The organism is Herbaspirillum lusitanum P6-12 (assembly GCF_000256565.1).
Taxonomy (GTDB): domain Bacteria; phylum Pseudomonadota; class Gammaproteobacteria; order Burkholderiales; family Burkholderiaceae_D; genus Herbaspirillum; species Herbaspirillum lusitanum.
In genome coordinates, this window is sequence record NZ_AJHH01000135.1 from 1 (window position 1) to 10454 (window position 10454).

Annotated in this window: 11 protein-coding genes and 2 pseudogenes; 4 read left to right on the plus strand and 9 right to left on the minus strand. The window is 59.9% G+C overall.

Going from position 1 to position 10454, the window contains the following annotated elements:
• Nucleotides 1-252: 252 nt before the first annotated feature.
• The gene (locus HLUSI_RS0104720) at nt 253-1014 is read left to right on the plus strand and encodes a 3-oxoacyl-ACP reductase family protein (RefSeq protein WP_016832881.1); all 762 of its coding nucleotides are present in this window, start codon (nt 253-255) and stop codon (nt 1012-1014) included.
• Between the two features lie 78 nt (nt 1015-1092).
• On the opposite strand, the pseudogene trpC reads toward HLUSI_RS0104720, so the two are convergent.
• The 7 genes and pseudogenes from trpC to rpe form a co-directional block, all read right to left on the minus strand.
• Nucleotides 1093-1879: pseudogene (gene trpC / locus HLUSI_RS27000) on the minus strand (indole-3-glycerol phosphate synthase TrpC).
• 25 nt (nt 1880-1904) lie between these two features.
• Nucleotides 1905-2537, minus strand: coding sequence for a LysE family translocator (locus tag HLUSI_RS0104730; protein ID WP_016832882.1), 633 nt, complete (start codon nt 2535-2537; stop codon nt 1905-1907).
• A 68-nt stretch (nt 2538-2605) separates the two neighbouring features.
• Entirely contained in the window at nt 2606-3643 is a 1038-nt protein-coding gene (gene trpD, locus HLUSI_RS0104735; RefSeq protein WP_029363137.1) for an anthranilate phosphoribosyltransferase, read from the minus strand.
• Between the two features lie 35 nt (nt 3644-3678).
• Nucleotides 3679-4254 carry an anthranilate synthase component II gene (locus HLUSI_RS0104740; RefSeq protein WP_016832884.1) on the minus strand — a complete coding sequence of 192 codons (576 nt, stop codon included), beginning with the start codon at nt 4252-4254 and terminating at the stop codon, nt 3679-3681.
• On the minus strand, nt 4255-5766 hold the full coding sequence (gene trpE / locus HLUSI_RS0104745; RefSeq protein WP_016832885.1) for an anthranilate synthase component I: 1512 nt from the start codon (nt 5764-5766) through the stop codon (nt 4255-4257). It lies immediately after the preceding gene.
• Between the two features lie 293 nt (nt 5767-6059).
• A pseudogene (locus tag HLUSI_RS27005) lies at nt 6060-6727 on the minus strand (phosphoglycolate phosphatase).
• Nucleotides 6728-6745: 18 nt separating this feature from the next.
• A complete protein-coding gene (gene rpe / locus HLUSI_RS0104755; protein WP_016832886.1) occupies nt 6746-7408 on the minus strand; it encodes a ribulose-phosphate 3-epimerase in 663 nt (220 codons plus the stop codon).
• A gap of 146 nt (nt 7409-7554) precedes the next feature.
• Between rpe and apaG the strand changes: the two genes are divergently transcribed.
• The gene (gene apaG / locus HLUSI_RS0104760) at nt 7555-7929 is read left to right on the plus strand and encodes a Co2+/Mg2+ efflux protein ApaG (protein ID WP_029363138.1); all 375 of its coding nucleotides are present in this window, start codon (nt 7555-7557) and stop codon (nt 7927-7929) included.
• Nucleotides 7930-7946: 17 nt separating this feature from the next.
• Here apaG and HLUSI_RS33410 read toward each other — a convergent pair whose 3' ends face one another.
• A complete protein-coding gene (locus HLUSI_RS33410) occupies nt 7947-8090 on the minus strand; it encodes a hypothetical protein (RefSeq protein WP_016832888.1) in 144 nt (47 codons plus the stop codon).
• A gap of 14 nt (nt 8091-8104) precedes the next feature.
• Here HLUSI_RS33410 and mltA point away from each other — a divergent pair, with 14 nt between their 5' ends.
• Entirely contained in the window at nt 8105-9295 is a 1191-nt protein-coding gene (gene mltA, locus HLUSI_RS0104770) for a murein transglycosylase A (protein ID WP_029363139.1), read from the plus strand.
• An 84-nt stretch (nt 9296-9379) separates the two neighbouring features.
• Here mltA and HLUSI_RS0104775 read toward each other — a convergent pair whose 3' ends face one another.
• A complete protein-coding gene (locus HLUSI_RS0104775) occupies nt 9380-9817 on the minus strand; it encodes a universal stress protein (protein ID WP_016832890.1) in 438 nt (145 codons plus the stop codon).
• A 165-nt stretch (nt 9818-9982) separates the two neighbouring features.
• Between HLUSI_RS0104775 and HLUSI_RS27010 the strand changes: the two genes are divergently transcribed.
• Nucleotides 9983-10454 (plus strand): enoyl-CoA hydratase-related protein (locus HLUSI_RS27010; protein ID WP_016832891.1); only part of this gene is annotated, 472 nt, incomplete at its 3' end.

Here is a 10454-nt window from a genome sequence, read left to right on the forward strand (position 1 = left end):
GCCGGCGCGCGGCTGCGGAGAAGCTGCCGGCCTCGGCGGAGGCGACAAAACACTCAATGCTGGTTAAGGATTCCATATGTCTATTTTAAACATAATGTTTAAGAAGTAGATAGTGATTGCTATCTAGTTTAAACATAATGCTTGTCCCATACTTCATTTCAAGCCAAACGGAATTCAAACCAACGCAAGGAAAACCGCAGGCCATCTTTTCATTCCCTTACTTATTTTCTTATTCAATCAAGGAGCAATATCATGACTGCAAACACCACCATCAATCTGACCCTGTCCAATAAAGTTGCCTTCGTGCAAGGCGGTTCGCGCGGCATCGGCGCCGCCATCGTCAAGCGTCTGGTGCAGGAAGGCGCGATCGTCGCCTTCACCTACGTCAGCTCGCCGGACAAGGCGCAAGCGCTGGTCAGCGAACTCGAAGCCAAGGGCGGCCGCGCACTGGCAATCCAGGCCGACAGCTCGGACACCGCAGCGTTGCAACAAGCCATCCGCATCGCCGCGGAAACCTTCGGCCGTCTCGACATCCTGGTCAACAATGCCGGCGTGCTGGCGATGGGTTCGGTGGAAGAATTCAAGCTGGAAGATCTGGACCGCACGCTGGACGTGAACGTGCGCAGCGTATTCGTCGCCACCCAGGAAGCCGTGCGCTTCATGCGTGAAGGCGGCCGTGTCATCACCATCGGCAGCACCAACGCCGATCGCATGCCGTTCGCCGGCGGCGCCGTGTATGCCATGAGCAAGTCGGCCATCGTCGGCCTGACCAAGGGCCTGGCGCGCGACCTTGGTCCACGCGGCATCACCGTCAACAATGTGCAGCCAGGTCCGGTCGATACCGACATGAATCCGGCTGACAGCGATTTCGCAGACGCGCTCAAAGGCCTGATGGCGTTGCCACGCTACGGCAAGGCCGAAGAAATCGCCAGCTTCGTGACGTATCTGGCAGGTCCCGAGGCTGGCTACATCACCGGCGCCAGCCTGACGATCGACGGCGGCTTCTCGGCCTGATGCGATCGGCAAGCAACAGACGTAAAAAAAGCGGAGCTTCGTGCTCCGCTTTTTTATTGCTTGAAAATGATCAGGCGATCAGGCAAACAAGCGCGCCAGCTCGACGCCGGGTTCCGGCGCGCGCATGAAGGCTTCGCCGACCAGGAAGGCGTTGACCTTGGCGTCGCGCATGCGCTTGACGTCGTCCGGCGTGGCGATGGCCGATTCGGTGATGACCAGTTTGTCGGACGGAATGCGCGGCAACAGATTGAGCGTTGTGTCCAGCGTGGTTTCGAAGGTGCGCAGATTGCGGTTGTTGATGCCCAGCAGCGCAGTCTTCAGTTTCAGTGCGGCGTCGAGTTCAACGCCGTCGTGCACTTCCACCAGCACGCTCATGCCGAGTTCATGGGCGCAGGCTTCAAGCTCCGCCATCAGGCCATGGTCGAGTGCGGCGACAATCAGCAGGATGGCGTCGGCGCCCCATGAGCGCGCTTCGTAGACCTGGTACATATCCATCATGAAATCCTTGCGCAGCACGGGCAGCGCACAGGCGGCGCGCGCCTGTTTGAGGTATTCCGGCGCACCCTGGAAGAATTGCACGTCGGTCAGCACCGACAGGCAGGCCGCGCCGTGGGCGGCGTAGCTGACGGCAATCTCGGCCGGCTTGAAATCGGGACGGATCACGCCTTTGGATGGCGAGGCCTTTTTGACTTCGGCGATGATGCCGGCGTTGCCGGCAGCGATCTTGCTGCGCAGGCCGGCTTCGCGCGCGCGCTTCGGTATCGGATTCGACGTCGCGACGCAGGCTGGCGAGGTCGCGATGCTGCTTCGCCGCTTTGACTTCATCGGCTTTGACGTCGAGGATCTTGTTGAGGATGTCAGACATGAAAATTCCTTGATGACTATTGATGTTACTTGCGCTGATCCAGTGCCAGCCGGAACGCCAATGCGCCCAGCGTTAGCCCCATGAGATATCGCTGCGCCCGCATCCAGCCCGGATTGCTGGAGAAGAAACCGGCAATCGCGCTGGCCGTCAGGATCAGCAGGCCGTTGACGGTGAAGCTGACGGCGATCTGCGTCACGCCCAGTGTCAGGCTCTGCAGCATCACGTGGCCATGTTCGGCATGGATGAATTGCGGCAGGAACGACATGTAGAACATCGCCGCCTTGGGGTTAAGCAGATTGGTCAGGAAACCCATGCGGAACAGGGTCGCGTTGCTGTCATGCGGCAAGTCCCGGGTCTGGAACGGCGATGCGCCGCCCGGTTTGATTGCATTCCAAGCCATCCACAACAGATAGGCCGCGCCCAGATACTTGATCAGGTCATAGGCAAGCGGCACCGCGAGGAACAAGGCCGTCAGGCCGAAGGTCGCCGCCAGCATGTGAACCACGAAACCGGCCGCCACGCCGAGCAGTGAAATCATCCCCGCCGCACGTCCCTGGCAGATCGAGCGCGACACGCAATACATCATGTTGGGGCCGGGAGTCAGCACCAGCACCAATGCGGCCAATGCGAAGATCAGCAAGTCGTTCAGGGGAATCATGTGCGCCTTCCGTCAGTGAAAAGATCAGTTCCGAATGTTAACTTCGTCAACTTCGTCAACGGCAACAATTAAGTCTTGCCGCCCAGTTGCTTGGTCGCCTTCACGAACTGTTCGAGCTTGGCCAGCGCCGCACCCGAGGCAATGGTTGCGCGCGCCTTGTTCAGGCCCTCTTCAATCGATGCCGCAACGCCGGCTGCATACAGCGCCGTTCCTGCGTTGATGGCGACGATGTCGTGCACCGGACCCGGCACGCCCTTGAGCGCTTCGAAGATTTTTTCCTTCGATTCGTTGGCATTGGCGACTTGCAGGTTGCGGCTGGCGAACATGCTCATGCCGAAGTCTTCCGGATGGATTTCATATTCGCGGATTTCGCCGTTGACCAGCTCGCCGATCATGGTGGCGCCGCCCAGCGTGACTTCATCGAGATTGTCGCGGCCCCACACCACGATCGCATGCTGCGCGCCCAGGCGTTGCAGTACGCGCACCTGGATGCCGACCAGATCCGCATGGAACACGCCCATCAGGATGTTCGGCGCTCCGGCCGGGTTGGTCAGCGGGCCGAGAATATTAAAGATGGTGCGTACGCCAAGTTCCTTGCGCACCGGCGCGGCGTGCTTCATGGCGGCGTGGTGGTTGGGCGCGAACATGAAGCCGATGCCGGTCTGCGCGATCGATTGCGCGACTTGCTCCGGTTGCAGGTTGATGTCGGCGCCGAGGGCTTCGAGCACGTCGGCGCTGCCCGACGACGACGACACGCTGCGACCGCCGTGCTTGGCGACGCGTGCGCCGGCTGCTGCGGCGACGAACATCGATGCGGTGGAGATGTTGAACGTGTGTGCGCCGTCGCCGCCGGTGCCGACGATGTCGAGCAGGTTGGTGGTGTCGGCCATCGGCACCTTGGTGGCGAACTCGCGCATGACTTGCGCGGCGGCGGCGATTTCGCCGATGCTTTCCTTCTTGACGCGCAGGCCCATGGTGAGCGCAGCGATCATGACGGGCGACATTTCCCCGCTCATGATCTGGCGGAACAGCGTCAGCATTTCGTCGTGGAAAATTTCGCGGTGCTCAATGCAGCGCAGTAAGGCTTCTTGTGGCGTGATGGACATGATGTTCTCGGATGATGTCAGCGGGACGGCGGCGTTCAAGAGCGCGCCGTGCCGGTCAGGAAATTCTTCAGCAAGGCGTGGCCGTGCTCGGACAGAATCGATTCGGGGTGGAACTGCACGCCCTGCAAATCGAATTCCTTGTGGCGCACGCCCATGATTTCACCGTCGTCGGTCCATGCGGTGACTTCGAGGCAATCGGGCAGCGAGGCGCGCTCGATGGCCAGCGAGTGATAGCGGATCACGGTGTAAGGGCTGGGGATATCCTTGAACACGCCGACGCCGGTGTGAGCGATCTTCGAGGTCTTGCCGTGCATGACTTGCTTGGCGCGCACGACGTTGCCGCCGAAGGCTTCACCGATGGCCTGGTGGCCGAGGCAGACGCCGAGAATCGGCAGCTTGCCGGAGAAATGCTTGAGCAGGTCGATGCAGATGCCGGCTTCCTTCGGGCTGCACGGGCCGGGCGACAGGCAGATGCGTTCGGGATTGAGTTTTTCGATTTCGGCCAGCGTGATCTCATCGTTGCGGACGGTCAGCACTTCTTCACCGAGTTCGCCGAAATACTGGACGATGTTGTAGGTGAAGGAATCGTAGTTGTCGATCATCAGCAGCATTTAGATTTCTCCATCCAGTCCGTCTTGCACTTGTTCGGCAGCGCGCAGCACAGCCCGCGCCTTGTTTTCGGTTTCTTCCCATTCCATTTCCGGCACGGAGTCGGCGACGATGCCGGCGGCGGCTTGCACGTAGAGCGTACCGTCCTTGATGACGCCGGTACGGATCGCGATCGCGACATCCATCTCGCCGCCGAACGACAGGTAGCCGCAGGCGCCGCCGTAGATGCCGCGCTTGGTCGGCTCGAGTTCGTCGATGATTTCCATGGCGCGCACTTTCGGCGCGCCCGACAGGGTGCCGGCGGGGAAGGTGGCTTTCAAGACGTCCAGATTCGACAGGCCGGGTTTGAGCAGGCCTTCGACGTTGGAGACGATGTGCTGCACATGGGAATACTTTTCGATGACCATCTGGTCGGTAACTTTGACGCTGCCGGTGACGGCGATGCGGCCGATGTCGTTGCGGGCCAGGTCGATCAGCATGACGTGCTCGGCGATTTCTTTCGGGTCGGCCAGCAGTTCGGTGGCCAGTTGCGCGTCGCGTTCCGGCGTCGATCCGCGTGGGCGGGTGCCTGCCAGCGGACGGATGGTGATCTTCTTTTGCGCTTCGCCGTCCGAGGTCTGGCCGATGGTTTCGTTGCGCACCAAAATTTCCGGCGAGGCGCCGACGATCTGCATGTCGCCGAAATTGTAGAAGTACATGTACGGCGACGGGTTCAGCGAACGCAGCGCGCGATACAGCATCAGCGGCGAGTCGACGTAGGATTTCTTCAGGCGCTGGCCGATCTGCACTTGCATCAGGTCGCCGGCCATGACGTATTCCTTGGCCTTGGCGACGGCCTTCAGATAGTCATCCTTGGGGAATTCGCGGATGGTTTCGGTACGCACCGAGCCGCTGGTGACGGGCGCATCGGCGGCGCGGCGCAGCGAGGCGCGCAAGTCCTTGAGGCGTTGGCGGCCTTTGCTGAAGGCTTCCGGTTGCGACGGGTCGGTGTAGACGATCAGGTAGAGCTTGCCGGAGAGGTTGTCGATGACGGCCAGTTCTTCGGTAACGAGTAACTGGATGTCGGGCAGGCCGAGGTCGTCTTTCGGTGCGCTGTCGGCCAGGCGTTTTTCGATGTAACGCACGGCGTCATAGCCGAAGTAGCCTGCCAGGCCGCCGCAGAAACGCGGCATGCCGGGGCGGATCGCGACCTTGAAGCGGGATTGGTACTGGGCGATGAATTCCAGCGCATTGCCTTCGGCGGTTTCGATGACCACGTCATTCTTGAGCACTTCGATCTGCTTGCCGCTGCAGCGGATCTTGGTCGAGGCGGGCAGGCCGATGAAGGAATAGCGGCCGAAGCGTTCGCCGCCGACCACCGATTCCAGCAGGAAGGTATTCTTGCCGGCATTCTGGGTTTGCGCCAGTTTGAGGTACAGGGTCAGCGGGGTTTCCAGGTCGGCGAAGGCTTCAGCGATCAGCGGAATGCGGTTGTAGCCTTGCGCGGCCAGCGATTTGAATTCGAGTTCGGTCATCGTTTCTCTCCAGGACCGCTATTGTAGACGGGTTGCAGGGTGCAGGACGACTTGAAGCGTCCCGGCAAGCGCGTGCCGACGATAGCGATATGTTTAAACAGGGTGGTGTTGCAAAAAACTTGCTGGTTGCGCAGGGGGAAGAAAAGCGGATGCGGCCAGCAGCTGACGAGGCTTAGTTAGCCCAGGATTGCCAGCGTCGCCACAGCCAGGCCTCAGGGGCGGCTGATTGATTGGCGTTGAGTTTTTTGTTGAGAAACATTTGTCGTATGTGTTCAGTTAAGAAAGCTTTTGCACTACGAAATTTGGTGCGCTGCATCCAGCAGCGTTGGAACTATACCATCGGAATCGACGTTGTGTATAGGTTCGCCGTGATTGTAGCCGTAGGGTACGTTCAATACGCGGCAACCCGCGGCCCGCGCGGCTTGCGCGTATTGGAGGAGTCGCCGATGGCGACCACTTGCGCCGGCTGCAGCGCGAAATCCGCGCAAACCTGCAGCAAGGGCAGGGGATCGGGCTTCTTTTTCGGCAGGGAATCGCCGCCGTAGATGACGTCGAAATACGGATACAACCCCTTTTTATCCATCAGCGGCAGAGTGAAGGCAATCGGCTTGTTGGTCACGCAGGCCAGGCGCAGGCCCTTGGCCTTGAGCGCCTGCAGACCTTCGATCACGTTCGGATAGAGCGTGGCGTGGTCGCCGTTGATGGCGAGATAATGCTCCTGATAGGACGCCAGTGCTTCCTCGAAGCGCTGTGCCACGCCGTCTTCGTCGTAATCGACGGCCAGCACGCGGCGCATCAGGTTTTCCGATCCCTTGCCGACAAAATTGACGATGGTTTGCATCGCCAGCGGCCCCAGGCCCAGGTCGGCGCGCATGCGGTTGACCGCGACGTGGAAATCCGGCGCGGTGTCGAGCATGGTGCCGTCGAGGTCGATGATGGCGGCTTTGATGTTGTCGAGCATGGGATCTTTCCGGGATTTTTACTTGGCCAGTTCGCCGCGCATGGCGTCGATGACGGCCTTGTAGTCCGGCTTGCCGAAGATGGCGGAGCCGGCCACGAAGGTGTCGGCGCCGGCCTTGGCGGCTGCTGCGATATTGTCGATTTTGATGCCGCCGTCGACTTCCAGCATGATGTCGCGGCCGGATTCGTCGATGCGACGGCGCACGGAGGCGATTTTCTTGAGCGCTTCAGGAATGAAGGATTGGCCGCCGAAGCCCGGATTGACGGACATGATCAGGATGATGTCGATCTTGTCCATGACGTGATCGAGGAAATGCAGCGGCGTGCCCGGGTTGAACACCAGACCGGCTTTGCAGCCGTTGTCGCGGATCAGTTGCAGCGAACGGTCGATGTGCTCGGAGCCTTCCGGGTGGAAGGTGATGATGTTGGCGCCGGCCTTGGCGAAGTCGGGAATGATGCGATCGACCGGCTTGACCATCAGATGGACGTCGATCGGCACCTGCACATGCGGGCGGATGGCTTCGCAAACCAAAGGTCCGATGGTCAGGTTGGGAACGTAATGGTTGTCCATCACGTCGAAGTGGATGATGTCGGCGCCGGCAGCGACGACATTGCGGACTTCCTCGCCCAGGCGGGCGAAGTCGGCGGACAGGATGCTGGGGGCGATACGGTAGTTGGGCATGGCGATATGGCTTATGGAGGGCTGTAGAGCGATTGAAGATGCGCTATTTTACCCGTTCGCCGCCTGCGGTTTTGTTGCAAGCCTTGCACTTGAGGTTGATTTCGTGTGGAATGGGCCAGGCTTTTTACAAAATCGAGGAAATCCGCATGGCGACGTATGAGTTAACGGTGACGGTCAAGACGCAATATCTGGAAGAGCAGTCCGATCCGGCGCGTTCGCATTATGTATTCGCTTATGCGATCACCATCGTCAACTCGGGACAGGTGCCGGCCCAGCTGATTTCGCGCCACTGGGTCATCACCGACGCCAACAACCACACCGAAGAGGTGCGCGGTCTGGGCGTCGTCGGCCACCAGCCGTTCCTGCAACCGGGGGAGCAATTCGAATACACCAGCGGCACGTCATTGCAGACGCCGCAGGGTTCGATGCACGGAGAGTATTTTTGCGTCGCTGAAGACGGCGAGCAGTTCGACGTGAAAATCCCGGAGTTCATCCTGTCGCTGCCGCGCACGCTGCATTAAGCGTCTTGCACCAGGGTTCAAGCCTGGCTGTCGTCTTTTTTATCTGCGGGATTTTTTGTCTGAACGGATTGATCCGGCTTGCGTCCGGAAAACATGGTCCACCAGACAATGAATACGAAAATAAAGAAGGCTGCGCCGGCTTCGAGTATTAACCACCACATTTCATGTTTCCTCAATGTCACTTATTCAAACGAGCATCCGCCGCAGTTTACCCGCATTAGCCGTCATCGTCGCCGTATCCCTTGCCGCCTGTACGACCACGCCGTTGCCGCCCGCCAGGCCGACGCCGTCCAAGCCGACCACGCCGGTTCAGCCGGAAGGTCAGGCTCAGGGAATGCAAAAGAGCAGCTTCGCCGCCATGCCGGGCTGGGACCGGGATGCCTTGCGTGACGCCTGGCCGGCTTTCCTGACCTCATGCCAGACGCTGATCCGTCGCAGTGAATGGAAAAATGCCTGCACCACGGCGCGCCAGGTCAACGCCGATGACGAGGGCGCGATCCGCGCGTTCTTCGAATCCGGTTTTACGCCTTACAAGGTATTCAATCCGGACGGTAGCGACACCGGGCTGGTGACCGGCTACTACGAACCTTTGCTGCGCGGTTCGCGCAAGCGCGGCGGGCCGTATCAGACCCCTCTATATAGAGCGCCCGACGATTTGCTGACCATCGACCTGGCCAGCCTGTATCCGGAACTGAAAAACATGCGCCTGCGCGGGCGCGTGGTCGGCAACAAGGTGGTGCCGTATTTTTCGCGTGCCGAGTTGCTGCAGTCTGGCGCGCTGGCGGGCAAGGAGCTGGTCTGGGTGGATGATCCGGTGGAAGCTTTCTTCCTGCAGGTGCAGGGTTCGGGCCGCGTCCAGCTTACCGATAGCCAGGAAACCGTGCGCCTGGCCTATGCCGACCAGAACGGTTATCCGTACAAGTCGATCGGCCGTTATCTGGTCGACAAGGGGGAAATGACCTTGTCGCAGGCCTCCGCGCAAGGCATCAAGGCCTGGGTAATCGCCAATCCGTCGCGCCAGAACGAGTTGTTGAACGTCAATCCGAGCTATATCTTCTTCAAGGAAGAGAAAATCACGGATCCGTCCAAGGGGCCGAAAGGCGCGATGGGTTTGCCGCTGACCGCGCAGCGCTCGATTGCGGTTGATCCGCAGCACATTCCTCTCGGCGCGCCGGTGTTTCTGGCGACAACGCAGCCCAATAGCGACGCGGTTCTGCAGCGGCTGGTGCTGGCGCAGGACACCGGCGGCGCCATTCGCGGCGCGGTGCGGGCCGATTATTTCTGGGGTTTCGGCAATGAAGCCGGTGAAAAGGCGGGGGGCATGAAGCAGCGCGGCATGATGTGGGTGCTGTTGCCGAATTCCTGAGCTTGATCGCCTGTATTGAGGCGTTTCAATAAAAACCCGGCTTGCCTATATAGAGCAAGCCGGGTTTTTTGTTGTGTGTGGCGGTTAGCGCAATACGAGAACGGGAATGGTGGAATGCGCCAGCACCTTCTGCGTCTTGCTTCCCAGAAATAGCCTGCTGAGTCCGCTACGTCCGTGGGAGGCCATGAAGATGACGTCGCAGGCATATTTCTTGGCGGCATTGACGATCTCTTCGTCGGGGGCGAACGACAGTATCGTCGTGGTTTCACATTCCACGCCGGCGGCCAGAGCGGCGTCGGCGATTTTCTTCACATGCTGTTCCGCGAGAGTGCGGACGTTTTCTTCATAGATCCCAGGGTCGATCGCCATGGAGCTTTCCGCCAGCGGCGAGAACGGGTAGGGCTCGGCCACAGATATGCCGATGATCCTGGATTTGCAGTGCTGGGCGTAGTCGATGGCGTTGGCGATGGCCTTGTCGGAGCGTTCCGATCCGTCCGTCGGGACAAGAATGGTCTTGAACATATGATCCTCCTCTGTTGTTGTGAAGGGATATCCCAGTATAGGCTCTGACCTTTGTGGCGGGGACAAATTCCTGGAGGGCTTTGACATGGCGCAAATTCATTGGCGTTACAATCGACGCGGCAGGTACATTCAACTATCGCGCTACCCCTATATAGAGGAGACCAGATGAGCTACGAAAACATTCTGACCGAGACCATTGGCAAGGTCGCGGTGATCCGCCTGAACCGGCCCAAAGCCCTGAACGCGCTGAACGATGCGCTGATGATCGACCTCGGCAATGCCTTGCTGGCTTTCGACGCCGACGAGGACATTGGCTGCATCATCGTCACCGGCAGCGAAAAGGCGTTTGCAGCCGGCGCCGACATCTCGGTGATGGCGCGCTATAACTACATGGATGTGCTCAAAGGCGAATTCATCACGCGCAACTGGGAAACCATCCGCCGCGTGCGCAAGCCGGTGATCGCTGCAGTGGCCGGCTATGCGCTGGGCGGCGGCTGCGAGCTGGCAATGATGTGCGACTTCATCATCGCCGCCGACAACGCCAAATTCGGCCAGCCGGAAATCAAGCTCGGCATCGTGCCCGGCGCCGGCGGCACCCAGCGAGCAATTGCTGGAGTCGGAACTGTTCGGCCACGTC

Coding starts and splice junctions, on each gene's coding strand:
- HLUSI_RS0104720 (WP_016832881.1), top strand. CDS start 253: ATGACTGCAAACACCACCATCAATCTGACCCTGTCCAATAAAGTTGCC.
- HLUSI_RS0104730 (WP_016832882.1), bottom strand. CDS start 2,537: ATGATTCCCCTGAACGACTTGCTGATCTTCGCATTGGCCGCATTGGTG.
- trpD (WP_029363137.1), bottom strand. CDS start 3,643: ATGTCCATCACGCCACAAGAAGCCTTACTGCGCTGCATTGAGCACCGC.
- HLUSI_RS0104740 (WP_016832884.1), bottom strand. CDS start 4,254: ATGCTGCTGATGATCGACAACTACGATTCCTTCACCTACAACATCGTC.
- trpE (WP_016832885.1), bottom strand. CDS start 5,766: ATGACCGAACTCGAATTCAAATCGCTGGCCGCGCAAGGCTACAACCGC.
- rpe (WP_016832886.1), bottom strand. CDS start 7,408: ATGCCCAACTACCGTATCGCCCCCAGCATCCTGTCCGCCGACTTCGCC.
- apaG (WP_029363138.1), top strand. CDS start 7,555: ATGGCGACGTATGAGTTAACGGTGACGGTCAAGACGCAATATCTGGAA.
- HLUSI_RS33410 (WP_016832888.1), bottom strand. CDS start 8,090: ATGTGGTGGTTAATACTCGAAGCCGGCGCAGCCTTCTTTATTTTCGTA.
- mltA (WP_029363139.1), top strand. CDS start 8,105: ATGTCACTTATTCAAACGAGCATCCGCCGCAGTTTACCCGCATTAGCC.
- HLUSI_RS0104775 (WP_016832890.1), bottom strand. CDS start 9,817: ATGTTCAAGACCATTCTTGTCCCGACGGACGGATCGGAACGCTCCGAC.